General features: G+C 63.7%; 28 protein-coding genes and 1 tRNA gene. 16 read left to right on the plus strand and 13 right to left on the minus strand.

The features are described 5' to 3' along the window. Positions 1-78: 78 nt before the first annotated feature. Together I6F33_RS15810 and I6F33_RS15815 are read right to left on the minus strand one after the other, a co-directional pair. Positions 79-1,080, minus strand: a complete 1,002-nt coding sequence (locus tag I6F33_RS15810; RefSeq protein ID WP_036010447.1) for a tripartite tricarboxylate transporter substrate binding protein — start codon at positions 1,078-1,080, stop codon at positions 79-81. Between the two features lie 215 nt (positions 1,081-1,295). Beyond that, positions 1,296-1,781: an outer membrane protein assembly factor BamE gene (locus I6F33_RS15815; protein WP_225143242.1), complete on the minus strand. Its 486-nt coding sequence runs from the start codon at positions 1,779-1,781 to the stop codon at positions 1,296-1,298. Between the two features lie 98 nt (positions 1,782-1,879). Here I6F33_RS15815 and I6F33_RS15820 point away from each other — a divergent pair, with 98 nt between their 5' ends. The 8 genes from I6F33_RS15820 to I6F33_RS15855 all read left to right on the plus strand — a co-directional run bounded on the left by I6F33_RS15820 (position 1,880) and on the right by I6F33_RS15855 (position 7,410). Next, positions 1,880-2,431, plus strand: coding sequence for a ubiquinol-cytochrome C chaperone family protein (locus I6F33_RS15820; protein ID WP_225143243.1), 552 nt, complete (start codon positions 1,880-1,882; stop codon positions 2,429-2,431). Further along, complete coding sequence (locus I6F33_RS15825; protein ID WP_225143244.1) at positions 2,428-2,991, plus strand: DUF177 domain-containing protein; 564 nt, start codon at positions 2,428-2,430, stop codon at positions 2,989-2,991. The genes I6F33_RS15820 and I6F33_RS15825 overlap by 4 nt, the downstream gene beginning before the upstream one ends. A 299-nt stretch (positions 2,992-3,290) precedes the next feature. Next, entirely contained in the window at positions 3,291-4,352 is a 1,062-nt protein-coding gene (plsX, locus tag I6F33_RS15830; RefSeq protein WP_225143245.1) for a phosphate acyltransferase PlsX, read from the plus strand. After that, complete coding sequence (locus tag I6F33_RS15835; RefSeq protein ID WP_036010434.1) at positions 4,349-5,329, plus strand: beta-ketoacyl-ACP synthase III; 981 nt, start codon at positions 4,349-4,351, stop codon at positions 5,327-5,329. The genes plsX and I6F33_RS15835 overlap by 4 nt, the downstream gene beginning before the upstream one ends. Positions 5,330-5,461: 132 nt before the next feature. Continuing rightward, positions 5,462-5,803, plus strand: coding sequence for an integration host factor subunit alpha (locus tag I6F33_RS15840; RefSeq protein WP_036010431.1), 342 nt, complete (start codon positions 5,462-5,464; stop codon positions 5,801-5,803). A 24-nt stretch (positions 5,804-5,827) separates the two neighbouring features. Beyond that, a complete protein-coding gene (locus I6F33_RS15845) occupies positions 5,828-6,403 on the plus strand; it encodes a MerR family transcriptional regulator (RefSeq protein WP_057029740.1) in 576 nt (191 codons plus the stop codon). 109 nt (positions 6,404-6,512) lie between these two features. Continuing rightward, positions 6,513-6,590: transfer RNA gene (locus I6F33_RS15850), tRNA-Pro, on the plus strand. A gap of 328 nt (positions 6,591-6,918) precedes the next feature. Next, a complete protein-coding gene (locus tag I6F33_RS15855) occupies positions 6,919-7,410 on the plus strand; it encodes a DUF421 domain-containing protein (RefSeq protein WP_036010407.1) in 492 nt (163 codons plus the stop codon). A 200-nt stretch (positions 7,411-7,610) separates the two neighbouring features. Here I6F33_RS15855 and I6F33_RS15860 read toward each other — a convergent pair whose 3' ends face one another. The 4 genes from I6F33_RS15860 to I6F33_RS15875 all read right to left on the minus strand — a co-directional run bounded on the left by I6F33_RS15860 (position 7,611) and on the right by I6F33_RS15875 (position 11,067). Next, the gene (locus I6F33_RS15860) at positions 7,611-8,117 is read right to left on the minus strand and encodes a septal ring lytic transglycosylase RlpA family protein (protein WP_036010404.1); all 507 of its coding nucleotides are present in this window, start codon (positions 8,115-8,117) and stop codon (positions 7,611-7,613) included. Positions 8,118-8,282: 165 nt separating this feature from the next. Beyond that, positions 8,283-8,828, minus strand: coding sequence for a hypothetical protein (locus I6F33_RS15865; protein ID WP_225125132.1), 546 nt, complete (start codon positions 8,826-8,828; stop codon positions 8,283-8,285). Continuing rightward, positions 8,825-10,078: an OpgC domain-containing protein gene (locus tag I6F33_RS15870; protein WP_063822468.1), complete on the minus strand. Its 1,254-nt coding sequence runs from the start codon at positions 10,076-10,078 to the stop codon at positions 8,825-8,827. Before I6F33_RS15870 ends, I6F33_RS15865 begins: the two co-directional genes overlap by 4 nt. Before the next feature lie 368 nt (positions 10,079-10,446). Next, entirely contained in the window at positions 10,447-11,067 is a 621-nt protein-coding gene (locus I6F33_RS15875) for a TetR/AcrR family transcriptional regulator (RefSeq protein WP_036010401.1), read from the minus strand. Between the two features lie 121 nt (positions 11,068-11,188). On the opposite strand from I6F33_RS15875, the gene I6F33_RS15880 reads away from it, so the two are divergent. Further along, complete coding sequence (locus I6F33_RS15880) at positions 11,189-12,160, plus strand: alpha/beta fold hydrolase (protein WP_083235130.1); 972 nt, start codon at positions 11,189-11,191, stop codon at positions 12,158-12,160. Between the two features lie 151 nt (positions 12,161-12,311). Here the strand turns inward: I6F33_RS15880 and I6F33_RS15885 are convergent, their stop codons facing one another. Next, the gene (locus tag I6F33_RS15885) at positions 12,312-12,551 is read right to left on the minus strand and encodes a hypothetical protein (protein ID WP_025036674.1); all 240 of its coding nucleotides are present in this window, start codon (positions 12,549-12,551) and stop codon (positions 12,312-12,314) included. A gap of 408 nt (positions 12,552-12,959) precedes the next feature. Between I6F33_RS15885 and I6F33_RS15890 the strand changes: the two genes are divergently transcribed. Both I6F33_RS15890 and I6F33_RS15895 read left to right on the plus strand, forming a co-directional pair. Next, the gene (locus tag I6F33_RS15890) at positions 12,960-13,931 is read left to right on the plus strand and encodes an SDR family oxidoreductase (protein WP_036025445.1); all 972 of its coding nucleotides are present in this window, start codon (positions 12,960-12,962) and stop codon (positions 13,929-13,931) included. 354 nt (positions 13,932-14,285) lie between these two features. Next, positions 14,286-15,398 carry a S9 family peptidase gene (locus I6F33_RS15895; protein WP_036010398.1) on the plus strand — a complete coding sequence of 371 codons (1,113 nt, stop codon included), beginning with the start codon at positions 14,286-14,288 and terminating at the stop codon, positions 15,396-15,398. Between the two features lie 10 nt (positions 15,399-15,408). Here the strand turns inward: I6F33_RS15895 and I6F33_RS15900 are convergent, their stop codons facing one another. Beyond that, the gene (locus I6F33_RS15900) at positions 15,409-15,915 is read right to left on the minus strand and encodes a MarR family winged helix-turn-helix transcriptional regulator (protein ID WP_036010395.1); all 507 of its coding nucleotides are present in this window, start codon (positions 15,913-15,915) and stop codon (positions 15,409-15,411) included. Between the two features lie 407 nt (positions 15,916-16,322). Between I6F33_RS15900 and I6F33_RS15905 the strand changes: the two genes are divergently transcribed. Beyond that, the gene (locus I6F33_RS15905) at positions 16,323-17,810 is read left to right on the plus strand and encodes a porin (RefSeq protein WP_036025433.1); all 1,488 of its coding nucleotides are present in this window, start codon (positions 16,323-16,325) and stop codon (positions 17,808-17,810) included. A gap of 269 nt (positions 17,811-18,079) precedes the next feature. Here the strand turns inward: I6F33_RS15905 and I6F33_RS15910 are convergent, their stop codons facing one another. From I6F33_RS15910 to I6F33_RS15920, 3 genes are all read right to left on the minus strand, one after another. After that, positions 18,080-18,559 (minus strand): GcrA family cell cycle regulator, encoded by a 480-nt coding sequence (locus I6F33_RS15910; protein ID WP_225143246.1) that lies wholly within the window; start codon positions 18,557-18,559, stop codon positions 18,080-18,082. A 75-nt stretch (positions 18,560-18,634) separates the two neighbouring features. Continuing rightward, positions 18,635-18,832, minus strand: coding sequence for a hypothetical protein (locus tag I6F33_RS15915; RefSeq protein WP_024341172.1), 198 nt, complete (start codon positions 18,830-18,832; stop codon positions 18,635-18,637). Between the two features lie 200 nt (positions 18,833-19,032). Beyond that, on the minus strand, positions 19,033-19,974 hold the full coding sequence (locus I6F33_RS15920; RefSeq protein ID WP_225143247.1) for an acetamidase/formamidase family protein: 942 nt from the start codon (positions 19,972-19,974) through the stop codon (positions 19,033-19,035). Positions 19,975-20,142: 168 nt separating this feature from the next. Between I6F33_RS15920 and I6F33_RS15925 the strand changes: the two genes are divergently transcribed. Genes I6F33_RS15925 through I6F33_RS15935 form a run of 3 tightly spaced genes read left to right on the plus strand, consistent with a single transcriptional unit; the run spans position 20,143 to position 22,936 of the window. Next, a complete protein-coding gene (locus I6F33_RS15925; protein ID WP_036010382.1) occupies positions 20,143-20,910 on the plus strand; it encodes a YdcF family protein in 768 nt (255 codons plus the stop codon). Positions 20,911-20,965: 55 nt separating this feature from the next. Further along, positions 20,966-21,748: a DUF169 domain-containing protein gene (locus tag I6F33_RS15930; RefSeq protein ID WP_225143251.1), complete on the plus strand. Its 783-nt coding sequence runs from the start codon at positions 20,966-20,968 to the stop codon at positions 21,746-21,748. A gap of 9 nt (positions 21,749-21,757) precedes the next feature. Next, positions 21,758-22,936, plus strand: coding sequence for a trans-acting enoyl reductase family protein (locus I6F33_RS15935; protein ID WP_225143259.1), 1,179 nt, complete (start codon positions 21,758-21,760; stop codon positions 22,934-22,936). Positions 22,937-23,035: 99 nt separating this feature from the next. Here the strand turns inward: I6F33_RS15935 and I6F33_RS15940 are convergent, their stop codons facing one another. Continuing rightward, positions 23,036-24,232 (minus strand): FAD-dependent monooxygenase, encoded by a 1,197-nt coding sequence (locus I6F33_RS15940; protein ID WP_225143260.1) that lies wholly within the window; start codon positions 24,230-24,232, stop codon positions 23,036-23,038. A 147-nt stretch (positions 24,233-24,379) separates the two neighbouring features. On the opposite strand from I6F33_RS15940, the gene I6F33_RS15945 reads away from it, so the two are divergent. Further along, positions 24,380-24,856, plus strand: a complete 477-nt coding sequence (locus tag I6F33_RS15945; RefSeq protein WP_050995948.1) for a MarR family transcriptional regulator — start codon at positions 24,380-24,382, stop codon at positions 24,854-24,856. Here I6F33_RS15945 and I6F33_RS15950 read toward each other — a convergent pair. Continuing rightward, complete coding sequence (locus I6F33_RS15950; protein ID WP_225143262.1) at positions 24,825-26,081, minus strand: O-antigen ligase; 1,257 nt, start codon at positions 26,079-26,081, stop codon at positions 24,825-24,827. The two genes, I6F33_RS15945 and I6F33_RS15950, sit on opposite strands and share 32 nt — an antisense overlap. Positions 26,082-26,170: the final 89 nt, after the last annotated feature.

Below are 26,170 nucleotides of genomic sequence, written 5' to 3' on the forward strand. Positions count from 1 at the left end.
GCGACGAAGCAAATCCAGAATCGTTCCGCAGAGACAGTCTGGATTGCTTCGCTTCGCTCGCAATGACGGGGGAGGGACCTACTGGACGTCCATCTGCAGGCCTTCCTTCTGGATGATGCCGGCGAACTTCTTCGTCTCGGCGTCCACGAAGGCGGCGAACTGCTCGGGCGTGCCGTAGTCGGCGCGGGCACCCATGGCGGCGATCTGCTTCTTGACGTCCTCGCGCTCCAGCATCGCCTTGACCTGGAGATTGAGCGCGCCCAGCACCTCGGGTGAGGCGCCCTTCGGCAGGAAGACGGCGAACCAGGAGGACACGTCGAAATTCGCCAGCTCCGGCGCGCTCTCGCGCATGGTCGGCAGGTCTTTGGCGAGGTCGCTGCGCTCGGGCGTGGTGACGCAGAGACCGTTGAGCGTGCCGCTCTGCACCTGAGGCAGGGTCGGATAGAGATTGTCGAACAGGATCTGGATGTCGCCGGCAAGGGCGGCCTGGAGCGCGGGGCCGGCGCCGCGGAATGGGATGTGCGTCATCTTCAAGCCGGTGAGCTGGAGAAACCAGGCGCCGGTGAGGTGAGGGCTCTGGCCGACGCCGGAGGAGGCGTAGCTGAGCTTGTCCGGATTGGCCTTCAGATACGCGATCAGCTCGGGAATCGTTTTGATACCGGTCTTCGGATGCGCCGACACGATGTTCGGAATCCGGATCATGTTCGAGACCGGCTGAAGCTGGTCCGGCTTGTAGCTGAGGTTCTTGAAGATGCTGTAGGCGATCGCGTTCGGGCCGGGGTTGCCGACCAGGATGGTGTGACCATCCGGCTTGGCGCGCACGGCCTCGGCGGTGCCGATCGTGCCGCCGCCGCCGGAGCGGTTTTCCACCACAGTCGACTGACCCCAGGCGGTTTGCAGATGCGCGGCCAGGAGGCGGCCCATCACGTCCGTCGAGCCGCCGGCCGCGGCCGGCACGATGAGACGAACGTTTTCAGTGGGCTTCCAGTCGGCAAGGCTCGATCGCGGCAGAATCGCTGCGGCCGAAAGGCCGGCAGCACCGGCGAGCACACGACGGCGGGACAACAAAGGCTTATGCACGAATCCACTCCTGCTTCTTGCTTTGCGGGAACCGTAGGGAACGGCACGTGCGACCGCAAGTCGCGCGCGACGACAAGTGCCGCGCAGAGAGCGGCACGACGACGCAGGCGTAAGCTCATATACCTTGCGATGGAATTAAACGGCTTCAGGAGTCTCGTTCGACGCGCATTTTCGATCGAAGCGACAAGCCGCTTCGATGGAATCCTTCGACGGCCTCAGTTGAAGCTGAGCAGCTTGAACAGCGGGGTGAGGTAGCTCATCTCCTGACCCGACGTCGGCGTGGTGCGGCTGATGAAGTCGAAGATCTTGCCGTCCTGGAGACCGTAATTCGCAAGCCGGCGCACGCGCCGGGTCTTGTCGAAATAGACTGCGATGACACGCTGATCGACCACCTTCTGGTTCATGAAGGCGACCGGGCGCTCCGAGCGCTGCGAGATGTAGTAGAACACTTCACCGTCGAGGGTCGCGACCGTCGAAGGCGTGCCCATCACGATCAGCACCTGATCCTGGCTCGCGCCGATCGGAATCTGCTCGAGCGCGCCGGGCGGCAGGATGTAGCCTTTCTGGAACTGCTCGCCGGTGCAAGCTGCAAGGGCCGCGCCGATCACGGCGGTGGCCGCGAGCATGCGCAGGCCACGCCAGCAGGCATGAAGGCCGCGCCGGATATCCGCGCGCAGGCTGATCTGGTTCGTTGTCGTCATAGCGGAACTGATTCCGTCCCCTTGCGTCGCGCGAGGCGCTGAAGTACCGGGCTGGGCGTCTGAATGCAACTCGCGCGCGCCCGCTTGCGGAAACCACAATGCTTTGGCCGTTCAATCACTTCAGGAAACCCCGGCGAACCCCGCCCGGCACCATTGAGGCCATCTATGGCATGATCGTGACGCAGGCGCGAGAACCCCTGTTTTACCGGGACTTGGGTGTGCCCGATACGGTTAACGGGCGTTTCGACCTGTTGCTGCTGCATCTCTGGCTGCTGCTGCGCCGACTGCGCGCGGTTCAGGGCGCCGCGGATCTGTCGCAGGCGCTGTTCGACCGCTTCTGCGAGGACATGGACGACAATCTGCGCGAGATGGGGGTGGGCGACCAGACCGTGCCGAAGCGGATGCGGGCCTTCGGCGAGGCCTTCTACGGCCGCGTCCAGGCCTACGACCAGGCGATGGAAGCTGGCGGCGAGGCGCTGGCAGCGGCGATCTGCAAGAATATCTTGAATGGGACCGGCTTCGACCAGGCGGAGCGGCTCGCGGCCTATGCGAGGGCCAGCGAGGCCGATCTTGGTCGGACCGACGAGGCCGCGCTGCTGCGCGCGTCCTTCAAGTTTCCCCGGGCGCTGTCAGAGGATGTCACGCCATGAGCCGACCAGATACCGAGCGCGATCCCTGGCGGGCGCCCGTCATCGTTGCGCAAATCCCGGACGGGGGGCTGCATCGCGAGCTCGAGGCCTCAGTAGCCGAGCGGCAGGCGATGGCGGAGGTCGCGGGGTTGCGCGAGATCCTGTCCGCCCATGCCAGCTTCGATGTCGTGCCGAAAAGCGGGGGGCGGGTCCAGGTCACGGGCCTGGTTCGTGGCCGGATCGGCCAGACCTGCGTCGTCACGCTGGATCCGATCGAGAGCGAGATCGAGGAGGAGGTGGACCTGATGTTCGCCCCTGAGGCCGAGGCGCGCCGCCTGGCCGATCTGATCGAGGAGGGGCAGGACGACGAGGCGTCGCCCGAGGTTGCCGACCCGCCCGAGCCGATCACGGGCGGCATCATCGACCTCGGCCGGCTCGCCACCGACGTCCTGTTCCTGGCGATCGATCCCTATCCGCGCAAGGAGGGGGCGGTGTTCGAGGCGGAGGTCACCGCTCCCGACCCCGAAGACCATCCCTTCGCCGTGCTGAAGGCATTGCAGGACAAGAAGAAGGGCCAATGAGGGGCATTTTCGCTCGCGGCTGCCTTGCCAGGGGGCGCGAGCCATTTGCCCTGATGGTTTGAGACAGCTGTTTATCTGTCTGATTTCAATGTATTTCTCGCGAAATCCGCGGCCGGCGGCCGGATCGCCCCAAATGCAAAAGGCTGGGGGCAAGAGGTTGTTTCGGGGGTACAAAACGCTATTGTCGCGCCCCGGTCCGGGTGCGGCGTGGCGCTTGGCCGGCCGCCGTCCCGGTGGCGAACCCATTTTGCGGCCCCGCTGATCCCAAGACCGCACCAGACCAGGTTTCCAGGACTTACATGCCAAGCAAGGTTCGCATCGCGCTGGACGCCATGGGGGGCGATGTCGGCCCCGCCGTGGTCATTCCGGGCGCCGCCATCTCGCTTGGCCGGCATGGCGACACCGAGTTCCTGCTGGTCGGGGACCGCGCCAGGATCGAGCCCGAGCTCGACCAGCACCCGAAGCTGAAGGCCGCCTCCAAGATCGTCCATACCGACGTCGCCGTCAGCATGAAGGACAAGCCGAGCCAGGCGCTGCGGCGCGGCCGCAAGACCTCCTCGATGTGGCTCGCGATCGACGCGGTCAAGAAGGGCGAGGCGGACGTCGCGATCTCCGCCGGCAATACCGGGGCGCTGATGGCGATGGCGCGTTTCCACCTGCGCACCCTGCCGGGGATCGACCGGCCGGCGATCTCGGCGATCTGGCCGACCCGGCGCGGGGAGTCCGTCGTGCTCGACCTCGGCGCCACCCTCGGCGGCGATGCCCACCATCTGGTGTCGATGGCGGTGATGGGCGCGGCCAAGGCGAGCGTGCTGTTCAACAAGACCCGGCCCACGGTCGGGCTGCTCAATATCGGCGCCGAGGAGATCAAGGGGCACGAGGAGATCCGCGAGGCCAGCGAGATCCTCCGGGCGCGGAACCTGCCGGAGCTCGACTATATCGGCTTCGTCGAGGGCGACGGCATCGGCAAGGGGCTCGCCGACGTGATCGTCACCGAAGGCTTTAGCGGCAACATCGCGCTGAAGGCGGCCGAGGGAACCGCACGGCAGATGGCGGAATTGCTTCGTCACGAGATGCAGCGGAGCTGGATGTCCAAGCTCGGCTACCTCTTTGCGCGTAGCGCCTTCCAGGCCCTGCGCGATAAAATGGACCCCAACAAGTCCAATGGTGGCGTGCTGCTGGGACTGAACGGGGTGGTGGTCAAGAGCCACGGCGGAACCAACGCCGAAGGCTTTGCCTATGCGATCGATGTTGGCTATGAGATGGCTCACTACGATCTCCTGAACAAGATCAATCAGATGCTCAACCGCGAGGGTGGTGCACTCAAATTCGTGCAGCCCGCGCCGGAGGATGTTTCGTGACTCAGATTCGTTCGGTCGTGCTGGGCTGCGGCTCTTATCTGCCGGAGCAGGTGGTGACCAACGCCCAATTGGCGGCGCGCATCGATACCTCCGACGAGTGGATCGTGCAGCGCACCGGCATTCGCGAGCGGCACATCGCGGCCGAGGGCGAGTTCACCTCGCACCTCGCCATCAAGGCGGCACAGGCGGCGCTCCGCGATGCCGGCGTTGACGCGCAATCGATCGAGCTGATCGTGCTGGCGACCTCGACGCCCGACAACACCTTCCCCGCGACCGCCGTCGCCGTGCAGCACGGCCTCGGCATCAATCATGGCGCGGCCTTCGATCTGCAGGCAGTGTGCTCGGGCTTCGTGTTCGCGCTCGCCACCGCCGACAATTTCCTGCGCACCGGGGCCTACAAGCGCGCGCTGGTGATCGGCGCGGAGACCTTCTCGCGCATCCTCGACTGGAACGATCGCGGCACCTGCGTGCTGTTCGGCGACGGCGCCGGCGCCGTGGTGCTGGAGGCGCAGGAGCAGCCCGGCAATGCCGCGACCGACCGCGGCATCGTGACCACGCATCTGCGCTCCGACGGCCGCCACAAGGCAAAGCTGTTCGTCGACGGCGGGCCGTCCTCGACCCAGACCGTCGGCCATCTGCGCATGGAGGGCCGCGAGGTCTTCAAGCACGCGGTCGGTATGATCACCGACGTGATCGTCGATGCTTTCAAGGCAACCGGGCTCGATGCCGACGGCATCGACTGGTTCGTGCCGCACCAGGCCAACAAGCGAATCATCGACGCTTCCGCGCACAAGCTGCACATCGCGCCGGAGAAGGTGGTGCTGACGGTGGACCGTCACGGCAACACCTCGGCGGCCTCGATCCCGCTGGCGCTCTCGGTGGCGCGCAAGGACGGCCGCATCAAGAAGGGCGACATGGTCCTGCTGGAGGCCATGGGTGGCGGCTTCACCTGGGGCTCCGCGCTGGTGCGCTGGTAAGCCACACCGATAAAATTTTGCCGGAATCCGCGCCGATTATCGCGACGTGTGCATTGATGTGCGGTGTTGACCGCCGTATCGTAAGCTCATAATTTCAGACAAGAATTGTTCGCCGTGAGGTGGGGCAGGGCGATGAGCGAGACCAGCAAAACCGTAACGCGTGTCGATCTGTGCGAAGCCGTCTACCAGAAGGTGGGCCTATCGCGCACGGAATCGTCTGCCTTCGTGGAACTCGTGCTGAAGGAGATCACCGACTGCCTGGAGAAGGGCGAGACGGTGAAATTGTCCTCGTTCGGCTCCTTCATGGTGCGCAAGAAGGGCCAGCGCATCGGCCGCAACCCGAAGACCGGCACCGAGGTGCCGATCTCGCCGCGCCGCGTCATGGTGTTCAAGCCGTCGGCGATCCTGAAGCAGCGGATCAACGCCCAGCACCGTACCAACGGTGACGCCACCCAGGCTCAAGAAGAGGCGTAACCGCCTTTCGGAAAGGACTGGCCTTTGGACAAGGCGCCGGATGCGTTCCGAACCATCAGCGAAGTAGCGCAGGAACTCGACATTCCGCAGCACGTGCTGCGGTTCTGGGAGACCCGCTTCTCCCAGATCAAGCCGATGAAGCGCAGCGGCGGCCGCCGCTATTATCGCCCCGACGACGTCGACCTGCTCAAAGGCATCCGCCGGCTGCTCTACGGCGAAGGCTATACCATCCGCGGGGTGCAGCGGATCCTGAAAGAGCACGGCGTCAAATCGGTGCAGGGCCTCGCCGACAGCGCGGCCGCGGTCTCCTTTGGCGCCATCGAGGACGCGATCGGCGCGAGCCTGATGGAGCCCGAGGACGAGGCCCCCATCAAGGGCATCACCGACACCGACGATGACGACTATCAGGGCGATGAAGAGGAAGGCATCGACTTCCGCTTCACCGAGGTCGACGACGAGGAGATCCTCACCACCTTCCGCAAAGGCGGCGCCGCCGTGCCCGCCGGCCCCAGCGCGCTCGACCGCGAGCGGCTGGAGCGGGTCCTCGGCGATCTCGTCGCCTGTCGCGAGATGCTGGATCAGGCCCTGAAGGAGGGCTAGGGCGGTCCCCGGCTTTGCGGGGCAGTTCCGGCCCCGCTTGGGCGGATACACCAAAATGCTGCGGCCTCGCCTTGCGCAAAGCGGCGATCCTAGCTAATGGAACGGCATTCGGAGCGTGGCGCAGCCCGGTTAGCGCACTAGTCTGGGAGACTAGGGGTCGGAGGTTCAAATCCTCTCGCTCCGACCATTTTTTCAACCTCTGTCGGGTGACCGTCGGCGTGGAGCGTGCTCCGGCCGCGACGATGCCTGTGGCCAGAAGCGGGGCCTGCGGTGGGCGGTACATCGAAACGACGAAAACAACCCCATGCACAGTAGCGATGTCATTGAGTCATATTGTTTTTCCGAATCGCCGCGTCGGACAGTGGTAGGAGCTGATCGTCCAGAGGACAATCACGGTCGAGCGGTCGGCTAGAGCCTCAACTCTTCACCATCCTCCTCGCAACTCCGAAACTGTTCGGGTCCGATAAGAGTTTCGATTCGCGGCATCAGGACGCTTCCATTCAGGCGAGGGCAACATGTTTCAGTTATCGTGGAGCGAGATCTTCGTCCCGACGCATTCCATCATGGAAATGATCGTGCGGGGCACCATCATGTATCTCGGCATCTTCACCCTGATGCGGTTCATTTTGAAGCGACAAACCGGCGGACTCAGCATTCCCGATTTGCTTCTCGTCGTCCTGTTGGCGGACGCGGCGCAGAATGGCATGGCGGGCGAATACCACTCGATCACAGAAGGTATCGTGCTCGTTGCCACCATCATTTTCTGGAATCTAGCCATCGACTGGGTCGGGTATCACGTGCCTTTCGTGGAGCGGCTTGCTCGGCCGGCGCCGCTCCTGCTCATCAAAAACGGGCAGGTCCTTCGCCGCCACATGCGGCAGGAGCTGGTGACGATGGATGAGTTGATGAGCAAGCTTCGCGAGGAGGGGATAGCGAGTCCCTCGGACGTCGTAGAGGCATATATCGAGGGCGACGGAAATATCAGCGTGAAGAAGAAGGAAGCCTGACGACCTTCGTCTGCCCGCCGACATGATCGGCGTTGCGGGACTACTTGTTATTCTGCGAGGCTTCCGCCGGCTTCCCCAAAAGGCACAAGCGCTGATACCTCAAATACCCCATCGCCATCCCGTTGAAGGCGGTGAGTACTCGAGGTCATATCCACAAACGCGTCGGGTTTTCAATGTCACGGCCGTTCAAAAGCCGCCCGCTACAACACCTCGGCACGAACCTGAGCTACGCCGCGATTCGTAATCCCCAAGCTGCGCGCGGCAGCGAGCGAGAGATCGAGGACGCGGCCACGAATGAACGGGCCTCTGTCGTTGATGGTGACGATGACGCTGCTTCCTCCATGGGTCACGCGGACCTTGGTGCCGAACGGCAGGCTGCGATGCGCCGCCGTGAGGTGATTCCGATTGAATGTCGAACCGCTCGCTGTCTTGCCTTTGGAATATGAATAATAGGAGGCCTTTCCCGAAAAGACTCGATTGAAAGATCGCATGCCCGAGCGATCAGCCGATGGCTCTTGTGCGGTTGGAGGTGGCGCCTCAATCTGATCCTTCTTCGGCTGTTCGGGTCCAGCAGGCGCCGGCTCTGCCTGAGCCTTCGGAATGATGGACCACCGGTCATGGAAATCCTGTGCTGCAGCGCCGTTCGCGTTCAATCCGATCCAAGCAGGGACTGTCGCAATCGCCGCCATTCTGACGAGAAGATGCATTGTCGACCTCGTGAACGATTGAAGATCAAGCCGACAATGCAAGCTCAGAGGTCGCGTTCCTCAAGACGCGCAAAACGGTGATGACATACCGACATCGCGGAGCAAGAGCGTGCCTGACTGAGATTGACCACGCTCCGGTTCTGCCCGGCCTCAAATAATAATGATTTAATTTGTCAAAATTAAATATGCATAAATATTTAAATTGGCGAGGCGAGTTACCGCGCGACGACTGACGCGGTCGCGTCCCGGCGGAGGATGAGTCGCGCAAATACGATCAGCTTTGGACGCGGGCAGTGCGATCGTCATCAGGCCAGATGCGAAGCTCAAGAAGCATCGTGCGGAGCTAGATCGCAAGTGCCCTGGCTTGTCGCCCACCCAGCTCAAATACCCCACCACCATCCTTGTCGTCTCGTCCACCAGCACCTTCACCATTTTCTCCGACAGCATCTCGGCTGCGTTCAGCGCCGTGTTGTGCGCGATGGCTTCGATCGTGCTCACGCACATGAACGCTGCGAGCGCGGGGTCGAGCTTGCGCATCTCCTTCCGGTGACGTTCGAGATAGGCGCGCACGAGGGCGTGGATTTCGTGGCTGTAGGCCTCGACCTCGGCGAGGTGGCCGGAGCGGGGGATCTGCTCGGCGAGGACGCGGTGCAGATTCGGGTCGATGGAATGGGCCTCGATCGCGATCTTGACGGCCGGCGCGGTTGTCAAACTTCCCTTAACGGCTGCTGCTGCGTACCCGTCCCGCAAGCGACCTGCGGCACCGTTCCGGCGGCGCGCACTACAAGATGCTCGAGGGGGCCGGTGCTTTCCGGCGCCCTCTTTCCATCCACCGGACTCTCATGTGAAGGTTTCTCTACTCGCTTTGACCAGGATCTGTAGTAGGCAACCGCCGTCATGATCGCGATTCCCGCAGCTCCGACGAGCAGTTGAGCGAGGATGCCGTTCCCTGCCAACTGCAGGATGAAGTACCCGATGAAGGCCAGGAGAATGCCCACACAGAACACTTCGAGGGACTGCTGGCCGCACTTTACCAGGGGTCGCAAGATGGTGGCTTGTAGCCCGCGCGCATCGATCGGTATGAACCGGGCACCAAGGATAATCAGTACCATCAAATGAAGATAGCGGTAGGGCGCCAGATTGGTCTTGTCGTTGGGATTGAAAAGCTCGAACAAGGCAGGCGCAAACAAGGCCCGGAGCTGAGGCTGGTGAGCAGCTAACGTCATGATCGCCGCAAAAATCAAATAGGCAACCGCAACAACCAGCACGAACCTGGACCGCAGCAAGAAATGCAGACGCCCCGCACCGGTCAACGCGAGCCATGCGCCCGTAACAAACAGAAGCTGCCACGCCAGCGGATTGAAGTACCAGCTTCCCGACGGATAGGAAGGCAGGTTCCAATGGAATTGCCGCGCAGCCAGATATAACAGCACCGACCCGATCATGGCGGCGTCGGGAAATCTCAACATCAACCAGAGGATCGGAGGAAACAGGCCCATCAAGACGACGTACAGCGGCAGCACGTCCAAATTCAGAGGCTTGTATCGCAGCAAAAGCCCCTGCGTCATCATCTCGATCGGCGCGCTGGTGACCGGTCCGGCGTTGAACAGATCGATCAGATCAGGCGCGTTGAACCTCTCCGACAGGAAATGGATGAAAGCCAGGTAGATCATGAATAGCACGATATGGGCGGTGTAGATTTGCCATACGCGCCTGAAGAGCCTGCTCGTTCCGAACACAAAGCCTCGCTCCATTTTTCGGGTATAAACGAGCGCCGAGGTGTAGCCGGAGATGAACACGAACAGGTCGGCCCCGTCGCTGAATCCATAATTTCGGAACGAACACCACACCAGCACTGTGCCGGGCACATGGCCGAGAAACATCGCCCAGTTGGCGAGGCCGCGAAACAGGTCGAGACGCAAATCACGTTGCGGTGGTGGCAGCGCAAGCGCGAGCTTCATTCTGCTTTCCGTCGTGTCACGATTCACGATCGATGTCCGCGCCCCGGCACTCCGCCGGGATCGCTCACGCTAGATGGCAGGCAATACAACACCCATACGACAATGTTGGCGCGCTGAGGCCGGCGGGATATTGACCTGAGTCAAGCGGCCCGCCGAGAGCCCCGGTACTATGCATGGTAACTTGGTCCCGAACAAACGCGGTGCGCTTTGTGTCATCGGGCCTGGCGAAGTGGGCGCTTCCTCGATCCGTCGTGTTCGGACATTACGGTGACAGTGCTGGACTGCATTCTGGCGCGCCTCTCAGGGCGCAGGACGCTGCCTCATCCAAATGGGCGCGCTGTCGCCGATTTCCGTAATCTCAGGCTCCGCTACCTCAAATACCCCACCACCATCCGCGTCGTCTCGTCCACCAGCACCTTCACCATCTTCTCCGACAGCATCTCTCCGTTCAGCACGGTGTTGTGCGCGATGGCTTCGATCGCGCTCACGCACATGAATGCTGCGAGCGCGGGATCGATCTTGCGCATCTCCTTGCGGTGGCGTTCGAGATAGGTGCGCACGAGGGCGTGGATTTCGTGGCTGTAGGCTTCGACTTCCGCGAGGTGACCGGAGCGGGGGATCTGCTCGGCGAGGACGCGATGCAGGTTCGGGTCGATGTGATGGGCCTCGATCGCGACGGTGACGAGGCGGTGCACGGCCATCTCGATCGGCAGGTCGGCGACCTCCGCGAAGGCGGCGCGGACGACATTCATGATCGCATCATTGTGGCGATCGATCACGGCGGCGACGAGGGCCTCCTTGCTGGGAAAATATTGGTAGAGCGAGCCGACGCTGACGCCGGCGATCTCGGCGATGCGGTTGGTACTGGCCTTCTCGAAGCCTTCCTTGACCAGAATGCGAGCAGTTGCCTCGACCAGCGCGTCGACGGTGGCACGGGATCGCTCCTGCGAGGCATTTTTCCGGGGTGTTGTGGACGGTTTGCGGGCCACGGACTTGTGATCTGAATGCGAGTAGGAAAAGCGAGTGAATGCTCGCATTATATCGACCAATGGCGGCGGGTCGGCAACCCTCTTCGTCGCCGGGTCGAAACAGCCGGATGGGGATGTGGCGATGAGCGTTGCGAGACTTGTATCGGCCTTCCAATTCTGTCCGGGCGGCTGCGTATTCGGCGCGCGGGCGCCGCGCGATCCAGCACCAAGCCTGCAAAGCCGGGCCCTCAACCTGCTGCTGCGGCAGCTTCCCTACAAGCAGCAGCTTGCATCCGCCGAGGCGGTGCTGGCGCGTGTGCAGAAGCTGGCGCTGGCGCCGGCCTCTCACGAGCCGGTCGGGGTCGGCAACGTCGAGGTGACGCTGACCAAGATGGGCGGCTGGCCGGTCTACTACACCGAGCCGGCGTCAGGCCACGAGGGCTGCAACTACGTCATGTTCCTGCATGGCGGCGGCTACATCAACGAGATCGCGCCGGCGCATTGGCGCTTCATCGGTGAGATGACGCGCAAGGCGCGAATCTGCTGCGTCGTGCCGATCTACCCGCTGGCGCCGCGGGCGACCGCCAAGGACGTCGTGCCGGCGACGGCCGAGCTGCTGCGCATGCTGCTGGAAGACGCTGGCGATGCAAAAGTGACGGTCGTCGGCAATTCGGCCGGCGCTGGGCTTGCGCTCGCCGCCTGCCAATGGCTGCGCGATCGCGGTCATCGGCAGCCGAGCCGGTTGCTGCTGATCTCGCCCGCGGCCGATGCCTCGGTCGGCCGTCCGGAGCAGGTTGCGATCGCGGCGCGCGATCCGATCCAGGATATTCCGGGCATCGTCGAGGCCGCGCGGCTCTATGCCGGCGAGCTCGAAGTCGGCCATCCCTTCGTCAGCCCGCTCAACGGCAGTTTCCGCGGGCTCGCGCCGATGACGATTTTTTCGGGCACGCGCGATCTTCTGTATCCAGACAGCGTCGACCTTGCCGCAAGAGCGAGGGCGGTGGGCGTGCCGATCGAGCTGCATCTATTGCGCGAGCAACCGCACAACTTCGCGCTGATGCCGACGCCGGAAGGACGGCGGGCACGCGCGATCATCTTGCGTGAAGTGGCTTAGAGGGAGGGCGTGATCATTGTCACAGAGCGCCTGCCGTGATCGGTCTGGCGCTGGCAGTGTCCGCACGCAGGGATAAGCGGCCCCCGGGCGTTTCCTCTTGGATCGATCGTTCTGGTATCCGTGGTCTCGGTACCAGTGGTTTTGCGGGGCCTTAGGCGTGGCCCTTGATCTCGTAATGACCCGGCACGCATTTGTAGCGCTCGAGGCGCCAGTTCGCGTGATAGATCGGATGCTCACCCATCCACTTCGCGAGAGGCGCTTGTGCGCCGATCGCGCACTGCATTAGCGAAATCTCGGGTGTCATGTTGCTGTCTGTCACGATTTCCTCGACACAACTGCCTGAGCTGGCTGCGCCAAGCCGGCAAAGCACGGCAACGACGGTCACGAACATTCCTATCACCTCGTTGGTTGTTTCTGACCACGAAGAGGATGCAAGCGGAGTGCCAGAGCCTGTGACACGCAAACAACACGCTGGCCTGGCCGACTCAATCCAGCGTCCACCCCCATTTGGCGATTCGGATTGTAGAAAAATTGCCATTAACCCGAAGCCGGACAAATACGGGGAATCCGCTGGAAAATACTCAGGAATGATCGATTATCCGGGCCGTGTCGCCTATGAGCCACTTCACAAGGCCCGCGCGCAACATCGCGCGTAGTCCGCCCGCCGAAATTACCGAAGGCGAAGAGGGCAGCGCACGGCTTTTACCCGCGGATGTCGCGCTGCTACAGTTTTGCGCGCGCCGCGGTCAGCGGCGCCGTGACCAAGAAACACACCGACAAGGGGAGGGACCGAAGTCCCATGAAGGATTTTGCTGGAAAGATCGCAGTCATCACCGGCGGCGGCACGGGCATGGGGCGCGAGCTCGCGCGGCAGCTCGTGGCCGAGGGCTGCAACGTCGCCATGTGCGACGTCTCGGAGGCCGCGATGGCCGAGACCAAGCGGCTGTGCGAGGCCGAGAAGCTGCCGCAGGGGCTGCGCGTCACGACGCACGTCGCCGACGTCGCGATCGAGGACCATCTGAAGCGTTTTCGCGACGAGCTCGCCGAGCAGCAGCAGACCGACAGGATCCATCTGTTGTTCAACAATGCCGGCATTGGCGGCGGCGGCAGCCTGTTCACCAACACCCGCGAGCAATGGGAGCGCACCTTCAACATCTGCTGGGGCGGCGTCTATCTCGGCGTGCGCACCTTCCTGCCGATGCTGGTGGCCGCGGACGAAGCCCACATCGTCAACACCGCCAGCGTCAACGGCTTCTGGGCCTCGATCGGCATGAACCAGGCGCACACCGCCTACAGTGCGGCCAAATTCGCAGTGAAGGGATTCACCGAAGCGCTGATCAACGATTTGCGCCTGCATGCGCCGCACGTCAAATGCTCGGTGGTGATGCCCGGCCATATCGGCACCTCGATCGTCTCCAACTCGCGCAAGGTGCAGAGCGCCGACGGCTCGGAGCGGCTCAATGCCGATGAGGTCGCGCTGACCCGCAAGCGCATGGTCGCGGCCGGCGTGCCGGATGCCGACGGGATGTCGGACGAGGACATCCAGGCGGCGTTCGCCGAGCGCGCCCGCAGCTTCCTGGAGGATGCGCCGACGACGGCGGCAGAAGCCGCCAAGATCATCCTCGACGGGGTCAAGGCGGAGCGGTGGCGCATTCTGGTCGGCGAGGACGCCAAGCTTCTCGACGAGCGCGTGCGCGCCGCGCCGGAGCAGGCCTATGACCGTGCCTTCTTCGAAAGTATTACGCAGGAGGTCGGCTGGCGGCTTGGTTGAGGCCGCTGCCGGGGCGCCCACCCATCGCACCCGAGGAGGCACGTCAGCGCCGTCTCGAAGGAGAGGCGTGCGCGCACGCCGCCGCTAGGGGTCATATTCTTTAGCGCGCCCAGCAAGGCGCGCCGATATGGCTATGATGGTCGTCATGGCAAGAGATACTTGGACAATTCTAAGTGCCAGCTCCCGCCAATGTTCGTCGCGCACCATGATCTGTTGCAATGTCACGCATCCGTCATGACGTTGTTCAAGCGATGTTGATCTCACATGCCTGTAATGACGCGCGCGCCGGCTTGGTCGGCGACTTGAAATGGTTTAGTCAATCGGGGTAACGCGACGATTAGAGCGTAGCTCCCAATGATGCCCGCATGCCTCTCCGACGACTGGACCTTTTGCCCGGAGCGAGAGGACATTTCAGCTGAGTTCACGCGGCTGCTCGCGGCGGCCCAGGAGGGCGGCGCCACGATCGCGGAATGCCTGATGATCGCGCGGCAGCTGAAGCGCGGCGACGACCGCTCCTGGCACCGCGAGTGGAAGAAGCTGGCGCAGACCAATCGGCAGCGCGCGGAGACCGCGTTCGCGGAGGGCCACCGCGCCAGTGCGCAGCGCAATTGGCTGCGCGCCATGAACTATTATGGTGCCGCAGCGATGCCGCTCGATCCCGCCGACGAGCGCCGCTGGGTCGCCGTGCTGGCCATGCAGGAATGCGCGCGCCGCTATCTCGCCGCGCGCAGCCCGGCCGGCGAGGTGGTGACGATACCCTGGCTCGACGGGCACTCGCTGCAGGGATACTTCCTGCCCGCGCCATCGGGGAAGGAGCCGGCGCCGACCGTGATCTGCATCGGCGAGCCCGGCCACCGCAAGGAAGAATTTCTGTTCAAGCTCGTGCCGCACGCGCGCGAGCGTGGCTTCTCGATGCTGGCGCTCGACCTGTTCGGCGACCAGCGCGACGATTTTCTCGAGGCGCTATTGCGGCGCCAGGATCTCGAGAGCGCGATCCCCGGCGTCATGGATTATCTGGAGATGCGGCAGGACGTCGATTTCGCGCGGGTCGGGATCATCGCCGATGGCTGGGGCTCGTCCTTCGTGGCGCGCGCGGTGCTGCAGGAGCCGCGGCTTGCCGCCGCCGTCTGCGACGGCGGCCTGTGGGATCTGCACGAGCGGGCCTTTTTCGCCAGCCGATTCGCGATGAGCGACGTCAGCATCGTCCCTGTGCCGCATGCGCCGCTGATGGCCTCCAGCGCCGACTGCCCGGTGCTGATCACGCTCGGGGAGGACGGCTGGCTCAAGGCCGACCGGGCGCGTCAGCTCGTCCGGAATTCCCGGCTCGGCAGCTCGGATGTCACGCTGAAAGTGTTCACCGCGGCGGAGACCGGCGCCGCGCAGGCCCATGCCGACAATCCGAGCCTTGCCAACGAATATATATTCGACTGGCTGGAATCGCGGCTCCGTGGCGCGGGGCGGATCTAGCGGCGAGCCGTCAGAGGTCCAGGCTGAGGCGGACGCAGGCCTTTTCCAGCCGGGTCTTCAGCGTCGCGAGCTTGGTGGTGAATTCGGCGAGCTCGGCCTCGTCGAACTCCTGGAAGACGAATTCCTTGATGGTCTTGTACTGCTCGTTGAGGCTCGCCAGGTGCTTCTGCGTTTTCTCGGTCAGGGATAGCCGGACCACGCGCGCGTCGGTCGGCGAGGGGCGGCGGCGCAAAAGGCCCTTCTTCTCCAGCAGCTTGGACTGGGTGGTGACGAAGGACGGATCGACGTGGAGGAGCTTGGACACGACGTTGACCGGAATGCCGTCGTCCTTGTCGAGGTCCGAGATGGCCATCAGGATCAGCCATTGCGGTCCGCTGATGCCGAGCGTCCTCGCCCAGAACTGACGCAGCTCCTCGAGATACATGTTGATCGACGATATCTCCCAGGTGAATCGCCTGATGATATCCAGGTTGCCGATGGTGCGCAGGCGCGCGCCTTCCTTCCTCGTCGCGGACACAGCGTCACTCCCGCAAGCTGATTCTCTTTCCGGCTCATTTTCGGCGGGCATAGTCCACGCAACTCTGCTCTGACGCAAGTGCAGAGCAGGGTAATGGTGTCACGAAAACTACAAATATGACCCGATCAGGCTTTTTGGCTCAACACCGGTGTTGCGTTGCGGCCACAGGGTTAGTGAAACCACAAAGCTGATCTAATAAACTATTTTGATTAACGGAACGGCGCGGGCATATTGATCCCGACGGTGGGGGGTTCTCGATCGTCCCGTTGCAGGTGGTTCGCTCACGTCCCTCGCGAATGCAGGTACGTCCGAAAACGCGAAGCGGCCGAGCGGATTTGATGAAGAGACGGGGATCTGGGGGGCCTCACGGTCCGGTCTCCGTGAAATGAGCAACTTGGAGGTTTTAAATGAAAGTGGTGAAGAGCCTTTTGCTCGGCACTGCGGCGGGACTGATCGCCGTTGGTGGAGCTCAGGCGGCTGATCTTCCGGTCAAGGCCAAGGCAGTCGAATACGTGAAGATCTGCTCGCTCTACGGCGCGGGTTTCTACTACATGCCGGGCACCGATACCTGCATCAAGTTTGGTGGTTACATCCGCGCTGACATGCTTCTCGGCGGCGGCGGCGACTATGGCTTCAGGAACAGCTCGAGCAGTGTGAACGGCGGGTCCAACAACCGTCTGACCAACTACTACTACAGCCGCGCTCGTCTGGACTTCAACATCGATACCCGCACGGCGACCGAATACGGCGTTGTTCGCACCTACGCCGACCTGGTCGTCAGCTACGACTCCACGAACGTCACCGGCAGCAACCCGTCGGCGTTCTCGACCAGTTCGGCCTCGCTCGGTCTCTACCATGCGTTCATCCAGTTCGCGGGCTTCACTTTCGGCCGCACGGTCTCGATCTTCGACGCTCCCTGGCAGAGCTATCCGGCCGGCGGCCCCGATACCCTTCCGGGCGGCTCCAACCACGTCAACGGCGTGAACCAGGTTGCCTACACGGCTGACTTCGGCCAGGGCATCACTGCTTCGTTCGCGCTGCAGGACGAGACCTCGGCGAACAATGGTCAATCGAACCTCTGGAACGTGTCGTCGGGTACGGCGGCGCAGTTCGTGACCGGCGTCTATGGCGCCAGCGCCTGGGGCGGCACGCGCATGCCCGAGGTGATCGGTCAGGTTCGTGTCGACCAGGCCTGGGGTCTGGCGCAGATCTCGGTCGCGGCCCATGAGCTGCATTCAGCCTATTACGGCGCGACTGAAGTCACCGGTCATCCCTCCGACAAGTGGGGCTGGGCCGTGCAGGGCGCCTTGTCGATCAAGAACATCCCGACCGGCGCGGGTGACGTCATCAACCTGCAGGCCGTCTACACCGACGGTGCGACCCGCTACAACTTCCAGAGCCTGTTCCCGCAGAGCTTCTTCATGTTCAGCGGCAGCGGCAACGGCGCGTATCAGAGCACCGGGTTCGCCGGTCTCGCCGACGGCGTGTTCGGAACCGGTACCGGCATCGATACCGTCAAGACCTGGGGCTTCCGTGGCGGCTATACCCACAACTGGAGCCCGAACTGGGCCAGCGCCATCTACGGTGGCTACGCCCAGCTGAAGTACGGCAACACGGGCAAGGCCCTGATCTGCACCAACTTCGCCGCAATCGGGTTGGCCGGTTCGACCTGTAATCCGGACTTCAACTTCGCGGTGGTCGGTGTGAACACCGTGTGGACCCCGGTCAAGGGCCTGGCGTTCACTGCCGACTTGAGCTGGTCGCGTCTGGACCAGAAGTACTCCGGCTTCATCGCGAGCCCGGGCATTGCCAGCGCTGCGAAGCCGGCGGCCGTGTACGAGCTGAAGGACCAAGACTCGGTGAGCATGCTGCTGCGCGCTCAGCGCAACTTCTGATCATCGATCGCGCAAATCGATCGGAGACCCCCGGCGGGAAACTGCCGGGGTTTTTCATGGCAAGAGTTTCGGAAAATCGAATGCCGTTGCGGAACACGAAGGCGAGCCATGCGATTCCGTCGCGTCAAACTTATTTACTTACTTGAGCTACTAAGCTATATCACTGCCAGCCAGATACGAAAGTTGCGGCTCTTAGCTTCATGCTAAGCCTCCAGAAACCTCCGGCGATGCCCCGCCGGAGGTTTTTTGTTGTCCAGATGCCCGCAACGTCAGCCGCGTATCACGCGGGTGCGCGCCGCCGGCCGATAGGCGAGGCGGCTGTGGCCGGCGCAATAGGGCTGGCCGTCCGGCGCCGTGTTGCCGCAGAAGCAGAAATCGGCTGCGCCCGGCGTCGAGATCGGCCAGCGGCAGCGATTCTCCGACAGCTCCAGCAACGAGCAGCGGTTGGCCTCGTCGATTGGGCCGGCAAACACCGGCGCATCGGTCTCGCCATAGATCGAGGCGAGCATCTCGCATTGCAGCCGCGGCACGGCCTTGCGCATCCGCGCCGGCGCCAGGCCTTTGTCCTGGACCTTTCGGTCGTCGACCGTCCGGCCGCGCGTCAGATTGAGCCGCGACAATTTGCCGATCACCGCGTTGCGGCTGACGCCGATGTCGGCGGCGATCTCGCGACAGGAGAGGCCGGCCTCGAAGTGCTGCTTCAGGAGTTCGATTCGTTCGTCGGTCCAGGTCGGTGAGAGAACAGGCATTTGTCGGCGATCCCAGGTTGCAGATGTCGGCCATCCGCGGTCTCGAGATCCGCCCGCCTCACGTACCGGGTGCGCTCACGTCCTGCCATTGTCGCGGATCGACAGAAGACCGTCCTTGATGGCGAGACGGATGCCTTCCTCGATCAATGTCCGTGCGACGCCGGGAACGCTGGTGCCGTGGGTGCCCTGTCTCACCAGCTTCTCCAGATACGCGATGGTCGAGAGCGCCAAGGTTACGGGAATGCGGTCAGTCTCGGCTTTTTCGGTGGCCATGGCCCGAACGCTAGCCTCTTACTCGGGTACATAAAAGTAACGATTAAGACTCTATTTAGGTTCGGGGGTGGAAGTCAAATCAGCGCTGGGGCGGAAGCTCACGTGATTGGAATCGCTTGAGAATCGGACACATCACGACGCGCCGCCGGGAAGACCGGGCGGCGGCGTGATGTCGGCAGGTCAGGAAAGGGCGCGGCGGCTCAGCCGTGCACGATCGCCTTTTCGATCATGCAATGGATGCCTTTGGCGCCGTTGACGGTCTGGGTCACCCGGAGATCGGCGGCGAGGCTGCACAGCGTGTAGGCATCCTCGCGCGACAGATTTCGCGTTTCGCCGAGCAGCGCGATCATGTCGCGGAGCGCGCGCACCACGCATTGGTCGAGATCGGGGTCCATCGCCATGGTCATGTAATGCGTCGGCGTCTCGGCGCGGGGGTAGTCTAGCTTCAGGTCCTTGCGCAGCGTCAGGCGGAAGCGGCCCTGCAGCGCGGTCTCGATCGCGGTGACGCAGACCTCGCCGTCGCCCTGCACGCCATGGCCGTCGCCGCAGGAAAACATCGCCCCCGGCACGAACACCGGCAGATACAGCGTCGCACCGGCTCCTAGCTCCTTGTTGTCGAGATTGCCGCCCATCGCGCGCGGGATCAGCGAGGAGATGCGGCCCCAGGCTGGCGGCGGCGATACGCCCATCACGCCGAAGAACGGCTTCAGCGGCAGGTCGAGGCCCCACGGCATGCGGCCGACCATCGTGGTACGGTCGAGCGGAATGTTCAGGATCCGCGTCTCGTGGAAATCGTCGGGCAGGGTGCCGGACAGCGGCTTGATCATGTTCCAGCCCCAATCCTGCCGGAGCTGCACGTCGAGGATCTCGACCGCGAGCACGTCGCCGGGCTCGGCCCCTTCGATCGCGATCGGACCGGTGAGGATGTGGCCCGGCAGCATGCGTTCGCTCCTGGCATGAACCTCGTGCATCTCGGGCGGAATGTGAAACCTGTCGCGATCAGGCAGCATGTCGGGACCGCCGCTGATGGTGTCGACCGTCACCTCGTCGCCGCTGGCCACGGTGAGGACGGGCTCGAGTGCGGCTTCGAAGAAGCCCCAATGGCAGGTTTCGGGGCTGGAATGCAGGTGATGATGGGTCATTTGCCGCGTCCGGTTGGTTTGATCGGTCCGGGCTTGACCCGGCGATCGATCCTCTTTCAAGAAGGATTTCCGAACAAGGCCGTGCCGGCCAAGCCCGCGCATGGCAGGCACGATCATTCCAGCGAGGCTCCTCTGTTTTTCGCTCTCTCCAAGACCATCGGCGTCGCGCTGCTGCCGATCAATCTTCTGGTCGAGCTCGGAATTGTGTCTGTCGTGCTGATGGCGACGCGCTTTGCCGCGTTTGGCCGCCGGCTTGCCGTGACCACGCTGGTGCTGCTGGCGCTCGCGGCGTTCTCGCCGCTCGGCAATCTCCTGATCTACCCGCTGGAGTCGCGCTTCCCGGCGTGGGACGCCTCGCGCGGCGCGCCCGACGGCATCATCGTGCTCGGCGGCTCGGTCGACACCGATCTGTCGGCGGCGCATCGCACGCCGGTCGTCGCGCACGCGGCCGATCGTCTGTTTGCGCCGGCCGAGCTTGCGCGCCGCTACCCCAATGCGCGCATCGTCTTCACCGGCGGCTCCGCGAACCTGGTGTCGAGCGAGGCCAGGGAGGCCGACTATTCCGCGCCGATCCTGGAGAATCTCGGCATCGCGAAGGACCGCCTGATCCTCGAGCGTAACTCCCGCAACACCTGGGAGAATGCGATCTTCACCAAGCAATTGGTATCGCCAAAGCCCGGCGAGCGCTGGCTCCTGGTGACGTCGGCCTTCCATATGCCGCGCTCGATGGGAATCTTCCGCAAGGCCGGATTTGACGTCGAGGCCTATCCGGTGGACTGGCGGATGGGGGGACGTGAGGATCTATTCTCCTTCACCAACATGGGCGCGGACGGCTTGAGACGAACCGAAGTTGCGGTGCGCGAGTGGATCGGTCTTACCGCTTACCGTCTGATGGGCAGGATCTCCGAGTTGCTTCCGGGACCGGGCAGGGACTAGAACAAAGCCGCAAAACAAGAATACGCGGCGCACCATCGCCGGCGCGGAGGAAGCCATGCAACAGCAGAGTACGGGCAGGATCGACCTTGCCGGCCTCGTCGCCGATCTCAGCAGCCTGCTGCGGCTGAAGACGAACGTGATCGGCATGAAGCTCTTCGCGAGCGTCGCAGAGATGGAGGCGATCCCGAAGATCCGCCGCCCGAACGCAATTCACACCACCGACCAGATCGTCAGCATGGCTGCGCGCCTGGGCTGGACCGTCGGCATCACCGCCGACGATCTCGTAGGCGCCCAATGCCGCGCGGTGATCGGTCTTGCGCCGCAGGACGAGAAATGGCTCGCCGGCGAAAACTATGTCGGGGTCTGGCACGGCACGGCGGAGGACGCGCGCAAGCGCCAGGCGGCGCTGGACGTGGTTCCGTTCGGGCAATATCAGGCGCTCGCCGTCAGCCCGCTCGCGAGCGGCCGGCTCGATCCTCCCGATATCTGCCTCGTCTATGCGACGCCGGGGCAGATGATCATCCTGATCAACGGGCTGCAATATACCGGCTACAAGAAGTTCGAATGGGGCGTGGTTGGCGAGACCGCCTGCGCCGATTCATGGGGGCGGGCGCTCAAGACTGGGGAGCCCAGCCTGTCCTTGCCATGCTATGCCGAACGGCGCTATGGCGGCGTGCCGGACGAGGAGATGCTGATGGCATTGAAGCCCTCGCATCTCGCCAAGGCAATCGAGGGCATGAAGGCGCTGGCGAAGAACGGCCTGCGCTATCCGATCCCGCCCTATGGCATTCAAAGCGACGTCCGTGCCGGCATGGGCGTGAGCTACGCGAAGAAGTAAAGGCCGATCATGAGCTCTGCGAAATTCGACATCGTCGTCTACGGCGCAACCGGTTTCACCGGTCAGCTCGTCGCCGAATATCTGGCGGCGCACTACAAGGACGACACGGCGCTCAAATGGGCGATGGCGGGACGCAGCCTCGACAAGCTGACATCGGTGCGAGATGCGATCGGCGCGGCCACTGACACGCCGCTGATCGTCGCGGATGCGTCGGATGCGGCGTCGCTCAAGGCGATGGTGGCGCAAACCAAATCGGTGATCACGACGGTGGGCCCGTACCAGTTCTACGGCGAGGACCTGCTAGCGGCCTGCGTCGCTGCGGGTGTGGATTATTTCGATCTCTGCGGCGAGCCGGTCTGGATGCGGCAGATGATCGACAAGTACGAGGCTGCGGCCAAGGCGAGCGGCGCGCGTATCGTGTTCTCCTGCGGCTATGATTCCGTGCCGTTCGAGCTCGGCACCTTCTTCGTGCAGGAGGAAGCCAGGCGCGTGTTCGGCGCGCCGGCACCGCGCGTGAAGGGCCGCGTGCGCGACATGCGCGGCACGTTGTCAGGCGGCACGGCGGCGAGCGCGAAGGCGACCTTCGACGCCGTCGCCAAAGATCTCAGCCTCGTCGCCATCCTCAACGACCACTTCGCGCTGACGCCTGATTTCACCGGCCCGAAGCAGCCCAAGGGCAACAGGGCGGTCTTCGAGGAGGACCTGCAATCCTGGGCCGCGCCGTTCATGATGGCGCTGATCAACACCCGCAACGTCCATCGCTCCAACATGCTGATGGGCTTTCCCTACGGAAAGGACTTCGTCTACGACGAGATGGTGCTGACTGGCCCCGGCGAGAAGGGTGAGGCCAACGCCAAGCGCGTGATGGCGGCCAATGCCGAGAAGACCGGCCCGAACGCGCCGAAGCCGGGCGAGGGGCCGTCGAAGGAGGAGCGGGAGAACGGCCTGTTCAACCTGCTCTATGTCGCGATCGCCCCCGACGGCCGCATGGTCCGCGCCGGCGTCACCGGCGACCGCGATCCCGGCTACGGCTCGACCTCGAAGATGATCTCCGAATGCGCCATCTGCCTGCTGCGCGATGCGAGCGACGTTCCCGCCGGCTTCTGGACGCCGGGCGCAGCGATGCAGCACAAGCTGATCAAGCGGCTGCAGGACAATGCCGGGCTGACGTTCAAAGTGGAGAGCTAGGTTGGCTCTCGTAGGGTGGGCAAAGGCGCAACGCCCCGTGCCCACCATCTCTCGGTGGTGGGCACGCTGCGCTTTGCCCACCCTACGGCATCGTCTCTGTCACGCCGCCCGCGCATCGTACGCGTACATGAAGTCCATGCCCTTGGCGCCCAGCGGCAGCAGCCATTTCAGCATCTGATTGCGCATCCAGGCGCCGGTGGCGCTGAACTCGCGCTTGTTGTTGCCGTTGCGGCGGGCGATCGCGACGATCTTCTCGGTGCGCGGGCGGCGCTCGGCCTCGAAGGCCTGGAAGGTGGCGCCGAGCTCCTGGCCCTCCTGCATCAGCCGCGCAAATCGCATCGCGTCCTCCAGCGCCAGCGAGGCGCCCTGGCCGGCATGGGGGCTGGTCGCGTGCGCGGCATCGCCGATCAGAAGCGAACGCTTCCGCGACCAGGTCGGCAGGGTCGCTACGTCGAGCGTGTCGGTGACCACGATGTTCTCGGCCGCTTCGATGATGGCGGGGATCGGATCATGCCAGCCGTGATGGAAGCTGCGCAGATGCTGCTTCAGCGTCGCATGGTCGAGCGCGCGGAACGTCGCCGCGTCCATGCCGTGCGCCGGCTGCGTGCTCCACCACATCACGCCGTCTTTCGGATCGGAGCTGCAATAGCCGTAGCCGAAGAAGCCGCTCTGTCCGAAGGTCGTTTCGACGTGCTGGCCGATGGATCTGCCGTCGAGCACGGCGTGCGGCACGAAGCCGCCGAAGCCGATCAGGCCGGTGTCGAACGGCTGCGGGCCGTCGGGCACGACCTGGCGGCGCACGACCGAGTGCACGCCGTCGGCGCCGATCAGGAAGTCGCCTTCGGCGGTGGTGCCGTCGGCGAAGTAGGCGATGATCGGCTGGTCGCCGCGGTCCTCGATCTTGATCAGGCGCTTCTCGAAATAGAGCGAGACAGAGGCGCACCAGGCTTTGTCGATCAGGATCTCGTTCAGCGTGGCGCGCGCGATGTTGACGGCCGGCTGGCCGAAGCGCCGCGCCAGGTCGCGGTTGATTGAGCCGAGCTTCTCGCCGCCCTGCGAATAGAAGTTGAAGGCTTCCGCGACCGAGCCGCGGTCGATCAGCTGCTTCGCCAGCCCGATCTCGTCCAGGACATGCATGCCGTTCGGTGCGATCTGCAGGCCGCCGCCGGTCCCTTTCGAATAGGGCCAGGCCTCGTAGATCGCGGATTCGATGCCGGCGCGGCGCAGCAGGATCGCGGCGACGGGGCCGGCGATGCCGGCGCCGATGATCAGCGCCTTGCGGGGACGGTGGGCCATGGCTTGCTCCCGACGTTTCCGTGGTGCTAGGAGAAATTACGATCACTAAATATCTTAGTGACTAAGATATATATTGCCTAAGAGATGAGGTGGGCCTTGTCAAGGACGAAGGCGCGCGCTGCGCTGCTGCAGGAACTCGAGGACGCCATGCGCAGGTCCTCCGCGCAGGGCGTGCTCTACGGACAGACCGTTGCCAACGTTGCCGGAATTGCCAATTCCGATCTCGAATGCATGGACATCCTGTATCTCGAAGGCCGCGTCACGGCAGGGCGGCTCGCCGAGGTCACCGGCCTGACCACCGGTGCCATCACCGGTGTTGTCGACCGGCTCGAAAAGGCGGGCCTGGTGCGGCGCGAAAGAGACGAGAAGGATCGTCGCAAGGTCTTCATCACGGTCGTGCCGGAGGCGATCGCCGGCCTCGGCCAGTATTACGTGCCGATGCAGCAGGCGATGGAGAACGTCTGCAACGGCTATTCCGACGAGGAATTGCGGCTGCTGCTTCGCTTCTCCAATGAAGCATACAAGGGCACGCTCGCGGCGACCGAGGCCCTGAAAGGTCTGCTCGACACGCCGCCGGAAAAGCGGCCGGATCTCAAGCTGAAGAAGCGTCCTCGCCGGACCTGAGCTTGTAGGCTTGCGCGGCTGCGATCATCCCCCACACTGCGCCCAGCATCATCCAGAAGTGCCGCCAGTGGTCGGTATCGATCACGAAGCTTTCGCCGACGGTGCCGAGGAAGGCGGAAAAGACCGCGAGGTAGGCGCGCTGCCACGGCACACGGATGAAGACGTGGCGGAAACCCATGATGACGGTGGTGAAGACCAGCGCGGGATAGCACACGCCGGAGAGCCAGCCGCCGGACATGAAGCCGTTGAGGTAGGAGTTGTGGGTGTCCTCGGGGAAGTAGCGGTTGAATTGCAGTGGACCGATGCCGAACGGCAGATCGAGCGCCATCTCCGCACCCAGGATGTGCCGGCCGAACCGGCCAAAGCGGCCTTCGTCATAGCTCTGGCCGAAGCTCGCGCGCTGCTTGAACATCTCCGCCGTGGAATCGAGCGACAGCAGCACGGCGATCAGCGCGAGGCCGAGCACCGCGGCGACGATCGCCATGATGACGATGCGCGAGCGTTGCGCATTGGTGCGGCTGGTCAGCACCATCAGCGCCAGCATGAAGGCGGAGGTCAGCACCAGGCCGCCCCAGGCCGCACGCGAGAAGGCGAGCAGGATCGCCAGAGACATGATGCCGAAGGCGATGACGTTGCGGAATGCCTTGGCCAATTTATCGGAGACCACGCTCTGAAGCGCGAACAGCGCCGGCAGGATCAAGTAGGCGCCGAGCACGTTCGGGTCCTTGAAGGTGCCGCGCGCGCGGCCGTAGAGCGTCAAGAGGTCGTTGCCGCCGGGAATCAGGTGGAAGTAGCCGGCAATTGCCAGCAGCGAGGCAATCATCGCGCCGACCACGAGGCCGCGTCGCAGCATGTCGAGCCGGGCCTCGGTGTCCTCGGAGATGACCATGGCGAAGAACACCACGGTCACCGCCATGTACCAGGAGGTCGCGATCCAGCTCACCACCTCCGCCCGCTCGTACAGCGGAATCGCGCTGATGGTGTAGCCGACATTGAGCAGGATCAGTATCAACAGCAGCGGCATCAGCACGAGACGCAGGCGCAGGCCGGTGGCGAAAAAGGTGACGGTCGCGAGCAGCGTCGCGATCTCGTAAGGGCTCGGCTCGATGAAGACGATGGCGCCAGAGGCGCCGACCAGCCACACCAGCGCGCGCTGCAACGCCAGCACGCCGGGCGCGGCCGTTGCGGCTGCGTTCACTCCACCGGCTGTCGCCGCATACGCCATCACACGCTCATACGCTTACGCAACTCATGCGCCACAACACAGCCGTCATCGCCCGGCTTGACCGGGCGATCCAGTACTCCGCGGCGCCT

Origin of the sequence: Bradyrhizobium sp. BRP20, from assembly GCF_020194215.1 — a bacterium.
Lineage (GTDB): Bacteria > Pseudomonadota > Alphaproteobacteria > Rhizobiales > Xanthobacteraceae > Bradyrhizobium > Bradyrhizobium yuanmingense.